Below are 18595 nucleotides of genomic sequence, written 5' to 3' on the forward strand. Positions count from 1 at the left end.
GTCCTCGGTCATGAGGCCCGTGCAGCGCGGCCGTCGGTGATTGCCGGACGGTTTAGGGTGTGGGCTGAGATGGCCGGCGAAATCTATGGGGCAGCCCGTGCGTGATTACCTGCTGACGCTCTGTGTCACGGCCGCGGTGACCTATCTGCTGACCGGTCCGGTGCGTAAGTTCGCCATCGCGATCGGGGCGATGCCCGCGATCCGTGCGCGTGACGTCCACCGAGAACCGACACCGAGGCTCGGTGGCATCGCCATGTTCGGCGGGCTGTGCGCCGGACTGATCGTCGCGGCCCATCTCCATAACCTCGACTGGGTCTTCCAGCTCTCCACCGAGCCGCGGGCGCTGCTCTCCGGCGCCGCGCTGATCTGGCTGATCGGTGTCCTGGACGACAAGTTCGAGATCGACGCCCTGATCAAGCTCGGCGGGCAGATGATCGCCGCCGCGGTCATGGTCATCCAGGGTCTGACGATCCTGTGGCTGCCGATCCCCGGCGTCGGCACCGTCGCGCTCACCCAATGGCAGGGCACGCTGCTCACGGTCGCCCTGGTCGTCATCACCATCAACGCGGTCAACTTCGTCGACGGTCTGGACGGCCTCGCGGCGGGCATGGTGTGCATCGCCGCCGCTGCGTTCTTCCTGTACACGTACCGGCTCTGGTACGGGCACATGATCGAGGCGGCGGCCCCGGCGACGCTCTTCATGGCGATCCTGATGGGCATGTGCCTGGGCTTCCTGCCGCACAACATGCATCCCGCGCGGATCTTCATGGGCGACTCGGGTTCGATGCTGATCGGGCTGGTGCTCGCGGCCGGCGCGATCTCCGTGACGGGCCGGGTAGACCCGGACACGATGAAGCTCTTCGCGGGCAGCGAGCGCGAGGCCACCCAGGCGATGCTGCCGGTCTTCATCCCGTTGCTGCTGCCGCTGACGATCATCGCGGTCCCGGCCGCCGACCTGGTGCTGGCGATCGTGCGCCGGACCTGGAACGGCCAGTCGCCGTTCGCGGCGGACCGCGGCCATCTGCACCACCGCCTGCTGGAGATCGGCCATTCGCACAGCAGGTCCGTGCTGATCATGTACTTCTGGTCGGCCCTGATCGCCTTCGGAGCGGTCGGCTACTCCGTGCACTCGGCGTCCCTGTGGATCGTGCTGGTGATCATGGGGATGAGCACGCTGGGCCTCGTACTGCTGCTGATGCCCCGCTTCACCCCGCGGGCGCCGTACTGGGCGGAACGCTTCGTACCGCCGCGCTATCGCCATAGGCGGCGGGACGAGGAGCCCGGGACCGAGTCGGCGGAGGCCCAACAGGGGCCCCTGGAAAGCCGGATGGGGCAGACGGGGCCCGAGTCACAGGAGCGCACGCCGGTCGTCGTGGGAGTCTCCGGCGTCAACGGGGCGACCGCCATCGGCCCCCGTTCGCGTTTTTCGGACAGAGACAGGGCTGAATCCGCACATTGAGAATTCGGGCACCAAGGGGCAATAGCACACAATAAATTTCGTTGCCTTGCTCACATGGGCGAATTCACTCTCACGTGTGACAGTAAGCACACTTTCTTGGTAAAGACCTCATCAAATAGTTTGTGATACCGTTCACGAAGCCCGGTGACGGAGCCGAAGGACCTGAGTAGCACGGTCCATTGGCCCGAGGCATCGACTCGGACCGGGCCTACGCTCGTCCATGACGACACACTGCCCACCCCCTGCAAGCGGAGCTGCCGCCATGCCGTCCAACGACGCCCGGACTCTCCTTCAAGCCGCTGTACCCACCGCTGTCGCCGGTGCTGTTGCCACCGCCGTCAGCGCTGGCGTGGCCGGCGGCAAGGGAGCCGTGGGTGCGGCCGTTGCGACGATCGTGGTGATCGTCTTCATGGGGATCGGACTCGTGGTCCTGCAGCGGACCGCACGGTCCCTGCCTCACCTGTTCCAGGCAATGGGGCTGATGCTCTATGCGGCTCAGCTTCTCCTGATGTTCATCTTCGTCGCCGCCTTCAAGGACACGACGATGTTCAACCCGAGGGCTTTCGCGATCACGCTGGTCGCGACGACCCTCGTGTGGATCGGCGCACAGACGCGTGCACACATGAAGGCCAAGATCCTTTACGTCGAACCCGAGTCCGACAAGGCGGAAAAGCCCAAGAACACGGGCTCGAAGTCGTGAAGGGTAGGGGCGGGATAAGTGCGGGTCCAAGACCCTGCTATCGTCCGGTTCCAACTGCGGCACTGCGGGCGCGGGCATGTGAGCTGACGCCTGCTCGATCGCGAGGCTCAATGCCTGACTGCCGCTCACACATCCGTAACACCAGTCCAGTGCCGAACCGCGGCTGCGCGCCGCGCCGACACAACGAGGTTGCCGTACCTATGCGCCACGCTGAAGGAGCCCGCGGTGAGTGCTGACCCGACACAGGTGCTCGCCTTCGAGACCGATTGCCACATCTTCGACGGTTGTGGTTTCCCGGGTCCTGGCTTGCACTCTTTTCTGTTCGAGCCGATCTTCGGTGACGCGGACAGCAACATCTACTTCAACAAGACGATGCTGTTGGCGCTCCTCGGTACGGTCATCATCGTCGGCTTCTTCTGGGCCGCCTTCCGTAAGCCGAAGGTCGTTCCGGGCAAGCTGCAGATGGTCGCCGAGGCCGGCTACGACTTCGTACGCCGCGGCATCGTCTACGAGACGCTGGGCAAGCGCGAGGGCGAGAAGTACGTCCCGCTGATGGTCTCGATCTTCTTCTTCGTGTGGATGATGAACCTCTGGTCGATCATCCCGCTCGCCCAGTTCCCGGTGACGTCGATCATCGCGTACCCGGCTGCTCTGGCCTTGATCGTCTACGTCCTCTGGATGAGCGTCACCTTCAAGAGGCACGGCTTCGTCGGTGGCTTGAAGAACCTGACGGGCTACGACAAGTCGCTCGGTGGGGTTCTGCCGCTGATCATGGTCATCGAGTTTTTCTCGAACGTCCTGGTCCGCCCGTTCACGCACGCGGTCCGACTCTTCGCGAACATGTTCGCGGGTCACACGCTGCTGCTGCTCTTCACCATCGCCAGCTGGTACCTGCTCAACGGCATCGGTATCGCCTACGCGGGTGTGTCGTTCGTGATGGTCATCGTGATGACCGCCTTCGAGCTGTTCATCCAGGCCGTTCAGGCGTACGTCTTCGTGCTTCTGGCGTGCACCTTCATCCAGGGCGCTGTCGCCGAGCACCACTGATCGCGCCTCCCATACCCCCAGTCGTCCGGTGGCCAACCCCCGCCGGTCCGTGAAAGAGAAGGAAGAACTGGCATGTCCCAGACCCTTGCCGCCGTCACCGGTTCCCTCAGCTCCGTCGGTTATGGCCTGTCCGCCATCGGCCCCGGCGTCGGCGTCGGCATCATCTTCGGTAACGGCACCCAGGCTCTCGCCCGTCAGCCCGAGGCTGCCGGCCTGATCCGCGCCAACCAGATCCTCGGCTTCGCCTTCTGTGAGGCGCTCGCCCTGATCGGTCTGGTCATGCCGTTCGTCTACCCGACCTCCTGACTGGTCGCGAACAGACCATTCGACGGAAGGCACTGACGTGAACCCTCTGGTTCAGCTCGCGGCGGAGAAGCCGGAAAACCCGCTTGTCCCGCCGATCCCTGAGCTCGTCATTGGCTTCATCGCCTTTGTCATCGTCTTCGGTTTCCTCGCCAAGAAGCTCCTCCCGAACATCAACAAGGTTCTGGAAGAGCGCCGCGAGGCCATCGAAGGCGGTATCGAAAAGGCCGATGCGGCCCAGACCGAGGCCCAGAGCGTGCTTGAGCAGTACAAGGCTCAGCTCGCCGAGGCCCGCCACGAAGCCGCGCGCCTGCGCCAGGAGGCGCAGGAGCAGGGCGCTGTGATCCTGCAGGAGATGCGGGCGGAAGGCCAGCGGCAGCGCGAGGAGATCATCGCTGCCGGCCACGCCCAGATCGAGGCCGACCGCAAGGCCGCGGCCTCCGCGCTGCGTCAGGACGTGGGCAAGCTCGCCACCGACCTGGCCGGCAAGCTCGTCGGCGAGTCCCTTGAGGACCACGCCCGGCAGAGCGGCACCGTCGACCGTTTCCTCGACGAGCTCGAGGCGAAGGCCGAGGCCGTCCGATGAACGGCGCGAGCCGCGAGGCACTGGCTGCCGCACGTGAGTCGCTCGACGCGCTGACCGACAACACGTCGGTCGACGCGGCGAAGCTCGCCGAGGAGCTGGCCGCCGTAACGGCGCTGCTCCAGCGCGAGGTCTCACTGCGGCGGGTCCTGACCGACCCGTCGCAGGCCGGCGAGGCCAGGGCGGAGCTGGCCGGACGACTGCTGCGCGGTCAGGTGGGCGGCGAGACCGTCGACCTGATCTCCGGCATGGTCCGCTCCCGCTGGTCGCAGTCGCGTGACCTGGTCGACTCGGTCGAGGAACTGGCGAACACCGCGGACCTCACCGCCGCCCAGCGCAGCGGAGACCTCGACGACGTCGAGGACGAGCTGTTCCGGTTCGGCCGGATCGTCGCCTCCGACAAGGAGCTGCGCGCCGCGCTCACCAGCCGGTCCGCGTCCACCGCCGCCAAGGGGCAGCTGCTGCGCAGCCTGCTCGGCGGCAAGGCGCGGCCCACCACCGAGCGCGTCGTCACGCGGCTTGTCACCCAGCCGCGTGGACGTAGCCTGGAAGCGGGACTCGAGTCCCTCTCCAAGCTTGCCGCGGAGCGCCGGGACCGCATGGTCGCCGTGGTCACCTCGGCAGTGCCGCTGAGCGATCAGCAGAAGCAGCGCCTCGGCGCCGCACTGGCGAAGATCTACGGCCGCCCGATGCACCTGAATCTCGATGTGGACCCCACGGTCCTCGGCGGGATCGTGGTGCGGGTCGGCGACGAGGTCATCAACGGCACCATCTCGGAGCGCCTCGAAGAGGCGACCCGTCGCATGGCCGGCTGACCAGCGCAACGCAGCAACAGAACAGAGCAAGACCAGCGGCCCGGTTGGGCCGTGCAGAAATTGCAGAAGATTCCTGGGGGTCGGCCCCCAGACCCCCTTAAGAAACTTCGGGCCCAACAAGGAGAGCAGGGAACCCAGATGGCGGAGCTCACGATCCGGCCGGAGGAGATCCGGGACGCGCTGGAGAACTTTGTCCAGTCGTACAAGCCGGACGCGGCCTCGCGCGAGGAGGTCGGTACGGTCAGCGTTGCCGGCGACGGCATCGCAAAGGTCGAGGGTCTTCCCTCGGCCATGGCGAACGAGCTGCTGAAGTTCGAGGACGGCACCCTCGGTCTCGCCCTCAACCTCGAGGAGCGCGAGATCGGTGCGATCGTCCTCGGCGAGTTCAGCGGCATCGAAGAGGGCCAGCCGGTGCAGCGCACCGGTGAGGTGCTCTCCGTCGGCGTCGGCGAGGGTTACCTCGGCCGCGTCGTCGACCCGCTCGGCAACCCGATCGACGGTCTCGGCGAGATCGCGACCGACAGCCGCCGCGCCCTCGAGCTGCAGGCCCCTGGCGTCATGGTCCGTAAGTCGGTGCACGAGCCGATGCAGACCGGCTACAAGGCCGTCGACGCCATGGTGCCGATCGGCCGCGGCCAGCGTCAGCTGATCATTGGTGACCGTCAGACGGGTAAGACCGCTCTGGCCGTCGACACGATCATCAACCAGCGCGACAACTGGCGCACGGGCGACGTGAACAAGCAGGTGCGCTGCATCTACGTCGCCATCGGTCAGAAGGGCTCCACCATCGCCTCCGTGCGCGGTGCCCTCGAAGAGGCCGGCGCGCTCGAGTACACGACCATCGTCGCCGCCCCGGCGTCCGACCCGGCCGGCTTCAAGTACCTGGCGCCGTACACCGGTTCGGCCATCGGCCAGCACTGGATGTACCAGGGCAAGCACGTCCTGATTATCTTCGACGACCTCTCGAAGCAGGCCGACGCCTACCGCGCCGTGTCGCTTCTGCTGCGCCGTCCGCCGGGCCGTGAGGCCTACCCGGGCGACGTCTTCTACCTCCACTCGCGTCTGCTGGAGCGCTGCGCGAAGCTCTCCGACGAGATGGGCGCCGGTTCGATGACGGGCCTCCCGATCGTCGAGACCAAGGCGAACGACGTGTCGGCGTTCATCCCGACCAACGTCATCTCCATCACCGACGGCCAGTGCTTCCTGGAGTCCGACCTGTTCAACGCCGGTCAGCGTCCGGCCCTGAACGTCGGTATCTCGGTCTCCCGTGTCGGTGGTTCCGCCCAGCACAAGGCGATGCGCCAGGTCTCCGGCCGTCTCCGTGTCGACCTCGCCCAGTACCGCGAGCTGGAGGCGTTCGCCGCCTTCGGTTCCGACCTGGACGCGGCCTCGAAGGCGTCGCTGGAGCGCGGTAAGCGCATGGTCGAACTGCTGAAGCAGCCGCAGTACTCTCCGTACCCGGTCGAGGAGCAGGTCGTCTCCATCTGGGCCGGCACCACCGGCAAGATGGACGACGTCCCGGTCGAGGACATCCGTCGCTTCGAGAGTGAGCTGCTGGAGTACCTGCGCCGTGAGCGCAAGGACCTCCTGACCAGCATCGCCGAGGGCGCCAAGATGTCCGACGACACGCTGCAGTCGGTCGCCGACGCGGTCGCCGCCTTCAAGCAGCAGTTCGAGACCTCGGACGGCAAGCTCCTGGGCGAGGGCTGATCGATGGGCGCTCAGCTTCGCGTTTACAAGCGCCGCATTCGCTCCGTCACCGCCACGAAGAAGATCACCAAGGCGATGGAGATGATCGCCGCTTCGCGCATCGTCAAGGCGCAGCGCCAGGTGGCGGCGTCGACGCCGTACGCGACCGAGCTCACCCGTGCGGTGACCGCGGTGGCGACCGGCTCCACCACCAAGCACCCGCTGACCACCGAGGCCGACACCCCGGCACGGGCCGCGATCCTGCTCATCACGAGCGACCGCGGTCTGGCCGGCGGTTACTCCTCCAACGCCATCAAGGCCGCGGAGCGACTGACCGAACGGCTCCGGGGCGAGGGCAAGGAGGTCGTCACGTATGTGATCGGCCGCAAGGGTGTCGCCTACTACGGCTTCCGCGAGCGCAAGATCGCGGATTCGTGGACCGGCTTCACCGACAGCCCGACGTACGCGGATGCGAAGCGGGCTGCCGGCCCGCTGATCGAAGCGGTCACCCAGGAGACCGCCGAGGGCGGCGTGGACGAGCTGCACATCGTCTTCACGGAGTTCGTGTCGATGATGACGCAGAACCCGGTCGACGACCGGATGCTGCCGCTCAGTCTCGATGCCACGAAGGACGAGGTCGGCAAGGGCGAGATCCTGCCGCTGTTCGACTTCGAGCCGTCGGCGGAGGACGTCCTCGACGCCCTGCTTCCGCGGTACGTCGAGAGCCGGATCTACAACGCGCTGCTGCAGGCCGCTGCTTCCGAGCACGCTGCCCGCCGCCGTGCGATGAAGTCGGCCACCGACAACGCCGGTGAGCTCATCAAGACGCTCTCCCGGCTTGCCAACGCGGCCCGCCAGGCCGAAATCACCCAGGAAATCAGCGAGATCGTCGGTGGCGCCAGTGCGCTGGCCGACGCGACCGCGGGGAGTGACAAGTAATGACCACCACAGTTGAGACGGCCGTTGCCACGGGCCGCGTCGCCCGGGTCATCGGCCCGGTCGTCGACGTGGAGTTCCCCGTCGACGCGATGCCGGAGATCTACAACGCGCTGACTGTCCAGGTGGCCGACCCGGCCGAGGACGGCAAGCTCAAGAAGCTGACCCTCGAGGTCGCCCAGCACCTCGGCGACGGCGTGGTCCGCGCGATCTCGATGCAGCCCACCGACGGTCTGGTCCGCCAGGCCGCGGTGACCGACACGGGCACCGGCATCACGGTGCCGGTCGGCGAGATGACCAAGGGCAAGGTGTTCAACACCCTTGGTGAGATCCTGAACAAGCCCGAGGCCGAGGCCGAGGTCACCGAGCGCTGGCCGATCCACCGCAAGGCGCCCAACTTCGACCAGCTCGAGTCGAAGACCGAGATGTTCGAGACCGGCGTCAAGGTCATCGACCTTCTCACCCCGTACGTCAAGGGTGGAAAGATCGGTCTGTTCGGTGGTGCCGGTGTCGGCAAGACCGTTCTGATCCAGGAAATGATCTACCGCGTGGCCAACAACCACGACGGTGTGTCGGTGTTCGCCGGTGTCGGCGAGCGTACCCGTGAGGGCAACGACCTCATCGAGGAAATGGCCGACTCGGGCGTCATCGACAAGACGGCGCTTGTCTTCGGTCAGATGGACGAGCCGCCGGGCACGCGTCTTCGCGTCGCGCTGGCCGGTCTGACCATGGCGGAGTACTTCCGCGATGTGCAGAAGCAGGACGTGCTCTTCTTCATCGACAACATCTTCCGGTACACCCAGGCCGGCTCCGAGGTGTCCACCCTGCTCGGCCGTATGCCGTCCGCGGTGGGTTACCAGCCGAACCTGGCCGACGAGATGGGTCTGCTGCAGGAGCGCATCACGTCGACCCGTGGTCACTCGATCACCTCGATGCAGGCGATCTACGTCCCCGCGGACGACCTGACCGACCCGGCCCCGGCCACCACCTTCGCCCACCTCGACGCGACGACGGTTCTCTCCCGTCCGATCTCCGAGAAGGGCATCTACCCGGCCGTGGACCCGCTGGACTCCACGTCCCGGATCCTGGACCCGCGTTACATCGCGGCGGACCACTACGAGGCCGCCATGCGTGTCAAGGGGATCCTCCAGAAGTACAAGGACCTCCAGGACATCATCGCGATCCTCGGTATCGACGAGCTGGGCGAGGAGGACAAGCTCGTTGTCCACCGTGCCCGTCGTGTCGAGCGCTTCCTGTCGCAGAACACCCACGTCGCCAAGCAGTTCACCGGCGTGGACGGTTCGGACGTTCCGCTCGACGAGTCGATCGCCGCGTTCAACGCGATCTGCGACGGTGAGTACGACCACTTCCCCGAGCAGGCGTTCTTCATGTGCGGTGGCATCGAGGACCTCAAGGCCAACGCCAAGGAGCTCGGCGTCTCCTGAGCCCATGGCTCACCGAGGGGGACGGGTGTGTCCCGTCCCCCTCACCACGCCCCGTAGAATTGACCCAACACCCGGCTCGAACGGCCGGGTGGTGACCCGAGGAGCCACCCTTGGCTGCTGAGCTGCACGTCGAGCTGGTCGCCGCGGACCGCAGTGTCTGGTCCGGCGAGGCCACCCTGGTCGTCGCGCGCACCACGTCCGGCGACATCGGCGTCATGCCCGGTCACCAGCCGCTTCTGGGTGTGCTGGAATCGGGCCCGGTGACGATCCGTACGAGCGATGGCGGCACCGTGGTCGCCGCTGTGCACGGCGGTTTCATCTCGTTCGCGGACGACAAGCTCTCGCTGCTCGCGGAGATCGCGGAGCTGGCGGACGAGATCGATGTCCAGCGCGCCGAGCGTGCGCTGGAGCGCGCGAAGTCGGACACGGACGCTGCCTCCGAGCGGCGCGCCGAAGTGCGACTGCGTGCGGTGGCGGTGCGCTAGCGCCCCGCGACCACGTAGCTTTACCCTCAGCCGCGGCCCGAGCTGGAGACCACTCCAGACCGTGCCGCGGCTGAGGCGATGCAGGTGCGGTTGTAGTTCTGGCGGTATCCGTTACTCGACGACGCGAGGAGGTCGGTGGAGATGTTCCTCGCGCTGTGGGTGGGCGGGCTGGTCGTCGCACTGGTCCTGATTGGACTCTTCGTCTTCGGTCTGCGCCGGCGGCTGATTCAGCGTTCCGGCGGGACCTTCGACTGCAGCCTGCGATGGAACGTTCCGGAAGAGCCCGATATTTCGGGCAAGGGCTGGGTGTACGGGGTCGCCCGGTACAGCGAGGACCGGATCGACTGGTTCCGGGTCTTCTCCTACGCTCCTCGCCCGCGCCGGGTCCTGGAGCGTTCCTCGATCGAGGTGGTCGCCCGGCGGCTGCCCGAGGGCGAGGAGGAGCTGGCGCTCCTGTCCGACGCCGTGGTGCTCGGCTGTCTCCACCGGGAGACCCGCCTGGAGCTGGCCATGAGCGAGGACGCGCTGACCGGATTCCTCGCCTGGCTGGAGGCGGCTCCGCCCGGCCAGCGGGTCAACGTGGCCTGAGCCCGAGGTCCGTACGACGTGGCCTCGCCCGTACGGCAGCCGACGAAATACCGGGGAGACAGGGGGCGGACCTGTCTCCCCGGCTGCTTTCCGGGGGCGTGCGCGGTACTGAGTGGGGGTGGTGAGCTGCTGTCGGTTTGCTGAGCTGAAGTGCGTTGTAGTGGGCAGGAGTGAGTCCTGTCGGCGGCTTCGCGGGGCGGGAACGGACGTTCTGGGATCGAATGGGTGACCCTGGCGTCTGCTGCTCGTTGGGCAGGTGGCAGGTTTCCAGTCTGGGGGAGAGGGTGTTGTGGTGGGTGGTGTGCGGGAGTTGACGGCACCCTTCGTGGCGCCCGCGCCGTGCGGGGTGGCGGTCCGGGACCGTCTCAAGCACCTCACCCCGCAGGACGAGATGGTTTTGCGTGCGGTCGGTGTGCACCAAGGCGCGCTCGCTTCCCGTGATCTCAGGGCCCGTTGTGCGGATGGTCTGGAGCACAGCGCGGGCACCTGGGCGTCGCGTAAGCGGGACCTGACCGCCCAGTCGTCGTCGCGGATCGCCGGTGCGATCACCAAAGCCACACACGATCAGTGGGCGCTGGCCCGGCGTTGTCAGGCGGCGCACATCCGGAATCTGGAAGCCGGGATCGGGACGCTGCGGCATCGACTGTCCCTCCCCATCGGCGCGAGGGGCACGAAGCGGGCAGCCGGTGGCTACCGCTCCAAAGGCGAGTGGTTCCACAAGTCCCGACGCCTCGCGGTGCTGGAAGCCCGGCACGATGCCGCGGTCCGTGACCGGCAGGCCGGACGCGTCCGGGTCGTACGCGGAGGCAAACGTCTCCTCAACACCCGTCACCACCTCGTCGACGCCCACCTCACCCAAGAGCAGTGGCGGGAGCGCTGGGAGGCGGAGCGCTGGTTCATCGCTGCGGATGGCGAGTCGGGGAAGCGGTTCGGGAACGAAACGATCCGCGTCACCCCGGACGGCGAGGTGAGCATCAAACTGCCTGCCCCGCTCGCGCACTTGGCCGACGCCAAGCACGGCCGGTACACCCTCACCTCGACCGTGGCGTTCGCGCACCGGGGCCAGGAGTGGGCCGACCGCATCACCGCGAACCGGGCCGTCGCCTACCGCATCCACCTCGACGTGGACCGCCGCCGCTGGTACCTCACCGCGTCCTGGCAACGCCCCGTCGTGCAGACCATGCCGCTGGCCACCGCCCGCGCCCGGGGCATGATCGGTGTCGACACCAACGCCGACCACTTCGCCGCCTACCGCCTCGACCGGCACGGCAATCCGGTCGGCGACCCGCACCGCTTCGGCTACGACCTGTCCGGCACCGCCGATCACCGCGACGCACAGATCCGCCACGCCCTGACCCGGCTGATCAACTGGGCCAAGCAGGCCGGTGTCGCCGCGATCGCCATCGAAGACCTCGACTTCACCGCCGAGAAGACCCGCGAGAAGCACGGCCGCAGGAAGCGGTTCCGGCAGCTGATCTCGGGCATTCCGACCGGCAGACTCAAGGCCCGGCTGGTCTCCATGGCAGCCGAACAGGGCCTGGGCATTGTCGCGGTCGACCCCGCCTACACCTCCCTGTGGGGTGCCCAGCACTGGCAGAAACCGCTGGCCACCCCGCACCGCAGAATGTCCCGTCATGATGCCGCCGGTATCGCGATCGGACGACGCGCCCTCGGACACCCGGTCCGGCGTCGGACGGCACCGCCCCCACACGACCGGAGTGATCGTGCGGGGCATCGGACCGCCCAGGCCGGGCCAGGTGTCCGAGGGCGTGAGGGAACCCGCCCACCCGCAACGGACCACGCCCCCAGAGACGTGCCGCCGAACGGGACGAGAAAGCGGCAACCCAGCGCATCCAAAACCGTTCGGGATGCGCCCAGTACACATCGGTGGGTCCAAGACTCACTCATGCACACTGGCTAGGAACGGTGGTCCGTGGACTGCAAACCCTGCGCCGCCCTGAGCCCGCCCTGTCATGGCGTGCTCACCGCAGTGTGCTCGGTGAGATTAGGAAGGTCTGGACCAATCGTCAAGAGGTCTGGACCAAAGTTCGCGGCTAAACCTCAGATGCCCAACTCCTGTGCGAGTACGGCTGCCTGGACCCGGCTGCGCAGCTTCAGCTTGCCCAGCAACCTGCTCACATGTGTCTTCACCGTCGCCTCCGCCATGGAGAGCCGGACCGCGATCTCGGCGTTCGACAACCCCTCGCCGAGACAGCCCAGAACCTCCCGCTCCCGCCGGGTGAGCGCGTCGAGCACCGAGGGGTCGGGCGCGTTCGCCGGCCGTACGGGAGCGGTCCCGGCGAACTCGGCGATCAGACGGCGCGTCACGGCCGGGGCGATCAGCCCCTCGCCCCGGGCCACCGTGCGTACGGCTTCGAGCAGATCGCGCGCGTCGGTGTTCTTCAGCAGGAACCCCGCGGCCCCCGCCCGCAGTGCCCCGAAGACGTACTCGTCCAGATCGAACGTCGTCAGCACCAGTACGTCCGCGAGCTGTTCGGCCACCACCTGCCCGGTCGCCGACACCCCGTCCAGCCGCGGCATCGACACGTCCATCAGCACCAGATCCGGCCGGAGTTCGCGGGCCAGGCGCACCGCCTCCTCGCCGTCCCCGGCCTCGCCCACGACCTCGATGTCGGGCGCGCTGCGCAGAATGAGCACCAGTCCCGCCCGTACCGCCGACTGGTCCTCGGCGACCACAACCCGGATCGTCATGTCCTCGACGCCCCTTCCTCCACGGGCAGTTCGGCCCGTACCCGCCAGATCTTCGTACCGTCGCCGTCGGAGGACGGACCGGCCTCGATCGCACCGCCCAGCAGCGCCACCCGTTCCCGCATTCCCACCAGGCCGGCCCCCGAGCCGGGTGCGCGCGGCCCGGGGCGGTCCCCGATCACACTGCTGACCTCCACCGTGAGCAGCTTGCCGGACTGCCCGAGCCGCACCACGACCGGGCCGGGCGCGGCATGCTTGAGCGCGTTCGTCAGGGACTCCTGGACGATCCGGTACGCGGCCAGCTCGACCGGCGCGGCGAGCGGGCCACGTTCGTCCCGGGTCTCCTCGAACGTGCAGGTCAGGCCGCTCGACGCGGCACTCGTACGGGCCTGGTCGACCAGTGCGTCCAGCGAGGCGAGCGTCGGCGAGGCGGCGGGAGCCGAGTCGGCCCCGCCGGTGCGCAGCAGCCCGATCAGCCGGCGCATCTCGGCGAGGCCGTCGACGCTGTTCTCCCGGATCACTCCGAGCGCGTCGCGCGAGGTGTCCGGGTCGTCGATGGAGAGCGCGGCGGTGGAGTGGATGGCGATCGCCGAGAGGTGGTTGGCCACCATGTCGTGCAGTTCGCGGGCCATCCGGGTGCGCTCGGCGGTCACCGCCTGGGTCCGGTCCATCTCGGCCAGCAGCGCGGTCTGGTCGGCGCGCAGCCGGGCTGCCTCGGCGGCGTCCCGGTGGTTGCGGACGCTGACCCCGGTGATGGCGGGCAGGAACGAGACCATGCCGGTGACGACGCCGATGAGCAGCGCCTGGGGGTTGCGGAACCACGCCAGGAACCCGATGGTGATCCCGACCGTGATCAGGAACGTGGTCACCGGGATGCGGCGGGCGGCGGACGGTTTTCCGTACAGCACGGCCGCGTACATGAGATCCGTGAACATCAGGACCGTAGCGAGGTTCCCGACCGTGAACTGGTCCGCGACCAGTGCGATGGTGCCGATGACCAGGGCCGCCTGCGGGGCGGTCCTGCGTACCAGTTCGAGCCCCGAGACGACGGCGAGCGGCACCAGGGAGACCCACGGGGCGATGAAGGCCCGCTCGCCCTGTATGTGCAGGCCGAGCGCCCACAGGACGAGGCCGCCGAAGAGTCCGATGGCGGCCATGAGCACGTCGTGGCGGTGCGGCCGGGCGATGGAGAACACCCTCCCATCCAACACGGCGGCCCGCGCCCGGACCTCCGTACCGGGGGTGAGGCGCGAGTACATCGAAGGATGCAGTCGCGGTTCGTCACTGCCGACGACGAATCCGGGCGGCGCGGCCGGAAGGCTGGAGGTGAGGGGAAGGAGAAGTGACGTGATCGTCACGCTGATCGTGCTCTGCGAAGTCGCCTTCTGGGTGCTGCTGGCCGTGGGGCTCGCGCTGAGGTACCCGGCGAAGAAGCCGAGGCTGGGCGCGGCCGTGCTGCTGTGCGAGCCGCTGCTGGAGGTCGTGCTGCTGGTGGTGACCGCCATCGACCTGAAGAACGGGGCGCAGCCCGACTGGAAGCACGGGCTCGCCGCGGTCTACATCGGTTTCACGGTGGGGCTCGGCCACTCCACGATCCGCTGGGTCGACGCCCGGGTGGCGCACCGCTTCGCGGGCGGACCGCCGCCGGTGAAACCGCCGAAGTACGGCATGGCACGCGCGGCGCACGAGTGGAAGGTCGCGGCGCGGTGGACGGTCGCGGCGGTGACCGCGATGGCGCTGCTCCAGGCGGCCGTCTGGTACGTGGGCGGGGACGGCGATGTGTCGTCGTTGCAGGCGTGGCAGCAGAAGATGCTGTTCGTGATCGGGCTCAACGTGGTCATCGCGGGCAGCTACACGTTGTTCCCGAAGGCGGCGCCGGGGCCGTCGCGCTGACCCCGGCCCGTCCCGGTTCGCGGACCGGGACGGCTACCGCTCGCCGCCCGGAACCCACAGCACGTCGCCGACCTCCTTGTTCGCCGTCCTCGCGAGGATGAACAGCAGGTCGGAGAGGCGGTTGAGATACGTCGCGGTCAGCGCGTTCATCACCTCGCCGTGCACCTCCAGCGCCGTCCAGGTGGACCGCTCCGCGCGCCGGACCACCGTGCACGCCTGGTGGAGCAGCGCCGCCCCCGGCGTACCACCGGGCAGGATGAAGCTGCGCAGCTTCTCCAGCTGCTCCAGGAAGTGGTCGCAGTCCGCCTCCAGGCTGTCGATGTAGCTCTGTTCCACCCGCAACGGTGGGGCCATTTTTTTTAGCAGCGCCGGGTCCTCGACGACCGGGGTCGACAGATCCGCGCCCACGTCGAACAGGTCGTTCTGCACACGGACGAGGACCTTCACGACCTCCTCGGAGAGCTGCCCGAGCGCGATCGCGGTACCGATGACGGCATTGGCCTCGTTGGTGTCGGCGTACGCGGAGATCCGCAGATCGGTCTTGGCGGTCCGGCTCATGTCGCCGAGGGCGGTGGTGCCCTGGTCGCCGGTGCGCGTGTAGATACGTGTCAGATTGACCATGCCGTCAGGCTAGTGCCCCACCCGGCGGAAGACCCGGGCACCCACCGCCACGGCCGCGACCGCGAAGACGACCGCCATCACTGCCCCGTACAGCATGTGCGAGGTGGCGTACGAGCCCACGTACGCGTCCCGCACCGCGTCCACGAGATAGCGCAACGGTGTGAAGCGCGACGTGATGTCCAGCCACGCCGGTCCCAGAGTCATCGGCAGCATCAGGCCGGAGAGCAGCATCGCCGGCATGGTCACCGCGTTGATGACGGGTCCGAACTCCTGCGGCGTCGCCACCTTCATGGCCAGCGCGTAGGACAGCGAGGCCAGCGCGACCGTGAGCAGACCGACGAACGCGAAACCGATCAGCACCCCGGGCAGGGGCGCGCGCAGGCCCATGAGCAGGGCGGCCAGCACCAGCAGCACCGCCTGGAGCATGAAGAGCAGGGCGTCCCGCAGGACCCGGCCCAGCAGCAGCGCCAGTCTGCTGACCGGCGTCACCCGCATCCGCTCCACGACCCCCGTGGACTTCTCGACGATGATCGAGAATCCGGCGAACGAGGCACCGAACAGGGCGAGTTGAAGCAGCAGTCCGGGGATCAGGACCTGCCAGGAGTCGCCGGACGAGCCGAGCGGCAGACCGTCGAGGAGCGGGCCGAAGAAGAGCAGGTACAGCAGCGGCATCAGTACGCCGAAGAGCATCTGGAAGCGGGAGCGCAGGGTCTGGCGGGCGTAGCGCCCGAAGACGAGCGCGATGTCATGGAGAAGCATCAAAGCCCCTGTACGGAGAGGGGTGCGGCATCGGCGGGCGCGGCGGCGCGGCCGGTGATCGCGAGGAAGGTGTCCTGGAGCGAGGCGGCGGGGGAGCCGGCGTGCTCGGCCCTCAGGGCGGCCGGGGTGCCCTCGGCCACGACCACGCCCCGGTCGATCACGATCAGCCGGTCGGCGAGCGCGTCCGCCTCGTCGAGGTAGTGGGTGGTGAGTACGACCGTCGTGCCGAATTCGTCGCGCAGCCCGCGCACCAGGTCCCACAGATCGGTGCGGCTGCCCGGGTCGAGTCCGGTGGTGGGCTCGTCGAGGAAGAGGACGGGCGGGCGGTGGACGATGCCCATCGCGATGTCCAGGCGGCGGCGCTGACCGCCCGAGAGCGTGACCGCCTTCCGGTCGAGCAGATCGTCGAGGCCGAGCCCGCGGGCCAGTTCCGCGGCCCGCGCGGTCGCGTCCGCCCTGCTCAGCCGGTACAGCCGCCCCTGGGTGACCAGCTCCTCCCGCACGGTGAGGTGGGGGTCGACACCGCCGGACTGGGCGACGTGTCCGCACTTGGCGCGCACCCCGGCCGGGTTGTCGGCCAGGTCGTGCCCGGCGACGGTGGCCGTGCCGCCGGTGGGGGCGAGCAGGGTGGTCAGCATCCGCAGAGTCGTGGTCTTGCCCGCCCCGTTGGGGCCGAGGAGGCCGACGATCTCGCCCGCGGCGACCGTCAGGTCGACGGACCGCACGGCGTGGACCGGCCCGTTCCCGCTGTCGAAGGTCCGGGCGAGCCCGGCCGTACTGATGATTGGCATAGTGACCACAAAAACAGAGTCGCTTGAAAAATGCAATGACACCAATTTTTCATCGGCTCACGCACCGGCCCTACGATGGGCGGATGGCTGAGGGACTCAGGGAACGCAAGAAGCGCCAGGCCAGGCAGCACATCTCGGACCTCGCGACCGGGCTGTTCCTGGAGCGCGGTTTCGTCACGGTGACCGTCGCCGAGATCGCCGAGCTGGCGGACGTCTCCGTCAACACCGTCTACAACTACTTCCCCGCCAAGGAGGACCTCTTCCTCGACCGGATGAAGGGCGTCACCCAGCGGGTGGCCCGCTTCGTCCGCGCCCGTGACAAGGGGGAGTCGGCGGCCGAGGCGGTGCTGCGGGAGCTGCGGGCCCTGGTCGTCGCGGTGTCGCCGGAACTCGGACTGATGGACGGCTTCGCCGACTTCATGCGGGTCATCGAGGAGGCGCCCACGCTCCAGGCCCGCCTCGGCCGCCTCCAGCAGGAGGTGCTGGACGCCGTCGTCACGACCCTCCGTGAGGAGGTGGGCGCGACGGCGGACGATCCGCTGCCGGGCCTGGTGGGTGGTCAGCTCGCCTGGATCGAGGGGGCCCTCGTCGGCCACATCAGCCAGGAGATGCTGGCCGGGCGCAAGGCGGCCGAGGTCTCGCGCGACGCGCTCGTCCTGCTCGACGAGATCGAGGACCTTCTCGGCGAAAAGGTCCTCAACTACGCCCGGCGCGCCGCCGAATGAGGTGTCCCGGTGTGATGTCCGTCATGTGAGACGTGACGCGCATCTCTTCACGGCCCCAGCGCCCCTCACGGGTACTAATCTCCGCCGGAGAGCATATGAAAAACCGTTGAGACCGGCCGTGCAGGGACCAGCTGCAGAGGCGAACAGAAACCAAGGGGTGCAGACGTGGCCAGGAAGCTCGCCGTCATCGGAGCCGGACTCATGGGGTCCGGCATCGCGCAGGTCTCCGCCCAGGCGGGCTGGGACGTGGTGCTGCGCGACGTCACCGACGAGGCCCTGGCCCGTGGACGTGACGGAATCAAGGCCTCGTACGACAAGTTCGTCTCCAAGGGCAAGCTGGAAGCGGCCGACGCCGAGGCCGCGCTCGCCCGCATCACGACCACCACCGACCTCGATGCGGTCGCCGACGCGGATGTCGTCGTCGAGGCCGTCTTCGAGAAGCTGGAGGTCAAGCACGAGATCTTCCGGGCACTCGACAAGATCGTCCGGGACGACGCCGTCCTCGCCTCCAACACCTCCGCCATCCCGATCACCAAGATCGCGGCCGTGACGGAGCGCCCCGAGCGCGTCGTCGGTGTGCACTTCTTCTCGCCGGTCCCGATGATGCAGCTCTGCGAACTCGTACGCGGCTACAAGACCAGCGACGAAACCCTCGCCACCGCACGGGAGTTCGCCGAGTCCGTCGGCAAGACCTGCATCGTCGTCAACCGCGACGTCGCCGGCTTCGTCACCACCCGGCTGATCTCGGCACTCGTCGTCGAGGCCGCCAAGCTGTACGAGTCGGGCGTCGCCTCGGCCGAGGACATCGACATCGCCTGCAAGCTGGGCTTCGGCCACGCCATGGGCCCGCTCGCCACGGCCGACCTGACCGGCGTCGACATCCTGCTGCACGCCACGAGCAATATCTACACCGAGTCGCAGGACGAGAAGTTCGCCGCGCCGGAGCTGATGCGCCGGATGGTGGATGCAGGTGACATCGGCCGCAAGAGCGGGCAGGGCTTCTACACGTACTGATCGTTTTCGGTCCTCCGGTTGCCTGATCTGCCG

20 protein-coding genes are annotated in these 18595 nt (G+C 68.1%); 15 read left to right on the forward strand and 5 right to left on the reverse strand.

Annotation, left to right across the window (positions count from 1 at the left end; genetic code table 11):
- Nucleotides 1–85 precede the first annotated feature (85 nt).
- The 12 genes from OG978_RS27940 to OG978_RS27995 all read left to right on the forward strand — a co-directional run bounded on the left by OG978_RS27940 (nt 86) and on the right by OG978_RS27995 (nt 11971).
- Entirely contained in the window at nt 86–1459 is a 1374-nt protein-coding gene (locus tag OG978_RS27940; protein ID WP_326767853.1) for an MraY family glycosyltransferase, read from the forward strand.
- A 262-nt stretch (nt 1460–1721) separates the two neighbouring features.
- Entirely contained in the window at nt 1722–2159 is a 438-nt protein-coding gene (locus OG978_RS27945; protein ID WP_326767854.1) for a hypothetical protein, read from the forward strand.
- Between the two features lie 210 nt (nt 2160–2369).
- The gene (gene atpB / locus OG978_RS27950) at nt 2370–3206 is read left to right on the forward strand and encodes a F0F1 ATP synthase subunit A (protein ID WP_326770187.1); all 837 of its coding nucleotides are present in this window, start codon (nt 2370–2372) and stop codon (nt 3204–3206) included.
- Between the two features lie 72 nt (nt 3207–3278).
- Nucleotides 3279–3512 (forward strand): F0F1 ATP synthase subunit C, encoded by a 234-nt coding sequence (locus OG978_RS27955; RefSeq protein ID WP_072483720.1) that lies wholly within the window; start codon nt 3279–3281, stop codon nt 3510–3512.
- A gap of 37 nt (nt 3513–3549) precedes the next feature.
- Nucleotides 3550–4095, forward strand: coding sequence for a F0F1 ATP synthase subunit B (locus OG978_RS27960; RefSeq protein ID WP_072483719.1), 546 nt, complete (start codon nt 3550–3552; stop codon nt 4093–4095).
- Entirely contained in the window at nt 4092–4907 is an 816-nt protein-coding gene (locus OG978_RS27965; protein ID WP_326767855.1) for a F0F1 ATP synthase subunit delta, read from the forward strand. Before OG978_RS27960 ends, OG978_RS27965 begins: the two co-directional genes overlap by 4 nt.
- A gap of 138 nt (nt 4908–5045) precedes the next feature.
- Nucleotides 5046–6617, forward strand: coding sequence for a F0F1 ATP synthase subunit alpha (gene atpA, locus OG978_RS27970; RefSeq protein WP_326767856.1), 1572 nt, complete (start codon nt 5046–5048; stop codon nt 6615–6617).
- Between the two features lie 3 nt (nt 6618–6620).
- The gene (locus tag OG978_RS27975) at nt 6621–7535 is read left to right on the forward strand and encodes a F0F1 ATP synthase subunit gamma (protein WP_326767857.1); all 915 of its coding nucleotides are present in this window, start codon (nt 6621–6623) and stop codon (nt 7533–7535) included.
- On the forward strand, nt 7535–8977 hold the full coding sequence (gene atpD / locus OG978_RS27980; protein ID WP_326767858.1) for a F0F1 ATP synthase subunit beta: 1443 nt from the start codon (nt 7535–7537) through the stop codon (nt 8975–8977). The genes OG978_RS27975 and atpD overlap by 1 nt, the downstream gene beginning before the upstream one ends.
- Nucleotides 8978–9087: 110 nt before the next feature.
- Entirely contained in the window at nt 9088–9462 is a 375-nt protein-coding gene (locus OG978_RS27985; RefSeq protein ID WP_093898532.1) for a F0F1 ATP synthase subunit epsilon, read from the forward strand.
- A 141-nt stretch (nt 9463–9603) separates the two neighbouring features.
- On the forward strand, nt 9604–10050 hold the full coding sequence (locus OG978_RS27990) for a DUF2550 domain-containing protein (RefSeq protein WP_326770188.1): 447 nt from the start codon (nt 9604–9606) through the stop codon (nt 10048–10050).
- Nucleotides 10051–10342: 292 nt separating this feature from the next.
- Nucleotides 10343–11971 (forward strand): transposase, encoded by a 1629-nt coding sequence (locus OG978_RS27995; RefSeq protein WP_326770189.1) that lies wholly within the window; start codon nt 10343–10345, stop codon nt 11969–11971.
- A gap of 140 nt (nt 11972–12111) precedes the next feature.
- Here the strand turns inward: OG978_RS27995 and OG978_RS28000 are convergent, their stop codons facing one another.
- Together OG978_RS28000 and OG978_RS28005 are read right to left on the reverse strand one after the other, a co-directional pair.
- A complete protein-coding gene (locus OG978_RS28000; protein WP_326767859.1) occupies nt 12112–12762 on the reverse strand; it encodes a response regulator transcription factor in 651 nt (216 codons plus the stop codon).
- On the reverse strand, nt 12759–13955 hold the full coding sequence (locus OG978_RS28005; RefSeq protein ID WP_326770190.1) for a sensor histidine kinase: 1197 nt from the start codon (nt 13953–13955) through the stop codon (nt 12759–12761). The genes OG978_RS28000 and OG978_RS28005 overlap by 4 nt, the downstream gene beginning before the upstream one ends.
- A gap of 151 nt (nt 13956–14106) precedes the next feature.
- Here OG978_RS28005 and OG978_RS28010 point away from each other — a divergent pair, with 151 nt between their 5' ends.
- Entirely contained in the window at nt 14107–14652 is a 546-nt protein-coding gene (locus OG978_RS28010; RefSeq protein ID WP_326767860.1) for a hypothetical protein, read from the forward strand.
- 33 nt (nt 14653–14685) lie between these two features.
- Here the strand turns inward: OG978_RS28010 and OG978_RS28015 are convergent, their stop codons facing one another.
- From OG978_RS28015 to OG978_RS28025, 3 genes are read right to left on the reverse strand one after another with little or no spacing between them, the layout of a single operon-like run.
- A complete protein-coding gene (locus OG978_RS28015) occupies nt 14686–15273 on the reverse strand; it encodes a cob(I)yrinic acid a,c-diamide adenosyltransferase (protein ID WP_326767861.1) in 588 nt (195 codons plus the stop codon).
- A 9-nt stretch (nt 15274–15282) separates the two neighbouring features.
- Entirely contained in the window at nt 15283–16032 is a 750-nt protein-coding gene (locus OG978_RS28020) for an ABC transporter permease (protein WP_326767862.1), read from the reverse strand.
- A complete protein-coding gene (locus OG978_RS28025; RefSeq protein WP_326767863.1) occupies nt 16032–16823 on the reverse strand; it encodes an ABC transporter ATP-binding protein in 792 nt (263 codons plus the stop codon). The genes OG978_RS28020 and OG978_RS28025 overlap by 1 nt, the downstream gene beginning before the upstream one ends.
- Before the next feature lie 83 nt (nt 16824–16906).
- Here OG978_RS28025 and OG978_RS28030 point away from each other — a divergent pair, with 83 nt between their 5' ends.
- Both OG978_RS28030 and OG978_RS28035 read left to right on the forward strand, forming a co-directional pair.
- Nucleotides 16907–17548, forward strand: a complete 642-nt coding sequence (locus OG978_RS28030; protein WP_326767864.1) for a TetR/AcrR family transcriptional regulator — start codon at nt 16907–16909, stop codon at nt 17546–17548.
- Between the two features lie 165 nt (nt 17549–17713).
- Nucleotides 17714–18562, forward strand: a complete 849-nt coding sequence (locus OG978_RS28035) for a 3-hydroxyacyl-CoA dehydrogenase family protein (RefSeq protein WP_326767865.1) — start codon at nt 17714–17716, stop codon at nt 18560–18562.
- Nucleotides 18563–18595 lie beyond the last annotated feature (33 nt).

It is taken from the genome of Streptomyces sp. NBC_01591, assembly GCF_035918155.1.
GTDB lineage: Bacteria > Actinomycetota > Actinomycetes > Streptomycetales > Streptomycetaceae > Streptomyces.

Coding starts and splice junctions, on each gene's coding strand:
- atpD (WP_326767858.1), top strand. CDS start 7,535: ATGACCACCACAGTTGAGACGGCCGTTGCCACGGGCCGCGTCGCCCGG.
- OG978_RS28025 (WP_326767863.1), bottom strand. CDS start 16,823: ATGCCAATCATCAGTACGGCCGGGCTCGCCCGGACCTTCGACAGCGGG.
- OG978_RS28020 (WP_326767862.1), bottom strand. CDS start 16,032: ATGCTTCTCCATGACATCGCGCTCGTCTTCGGGCGCTACGCCCGCCAG.
- OG978_RS27965 (WP_326767855.1), top strand. CDS start 4,092: ATGAACGGCGCGAGCCGCGAGGCACTGGCTGCCGCACGTGAGTCGCTC.
- OG978_RS27940 (WP_326767853.1), top strand. CDS start 86: ATGGGGCAGCCCGTGCGTGATTACCTGCTGACGCTCTGTGTCACGGCC.
- OG978_RS27955 (WP_072483720.1), top strand. CDS start 3,279: ATGTCCCAGACCCTTGCCGCCGTCACCGGTTCCCTCAGCTCCGTCGGT.
- atpA (WP_326767856.1), top strand. CDS start 5,046: ATGGCGGAGCTCACGATCCGGCCGGAGGAGATCCGGGACGCGCTGGAG.
- OG978_RS27975 (WP_326767857.1), top strand. CDS start 6,621: ATGGGCGCTCAGCTTCGCGTTTACAAGCGCCGCATTCGCTCCGTCACC.
- OG978_RS27990 (WP_326770188.1), top strand. CDS start 9,604: ATGTTCCTCGCGCTGTGGGTGGGCGGGCTGGTCGTCGCACTGGTCCTG.
- OG978_RS27945 (WP_326767854.1), top strand. CDS start 1,722: ATGCCGTCCAACGACGCCCGGACTCTCCTTCAAGCCGCTGTACCCACC.
- OG978_RS28030 (WP_326767864.1), top strand. CDS start 16,907: ATGGCTGAGGGACTCAGGGAACGCAAGAAGCGCCAGGCCAGGCAGCAC.
- OG978_RS28000 (WP_326767859.1), bottom strand. CDS start 12,762: ATGACGATCCGGGTTGTGGTCGCCGAGGACCAGTCGGCGGTACGGGCG.
- OG978_RS28015 (WP_326767861.1), bottom strand. CDS start 15,273: ATGGTCAATCTGACACGTATCTACACGCGCACCGGCGACCAGGGCACC.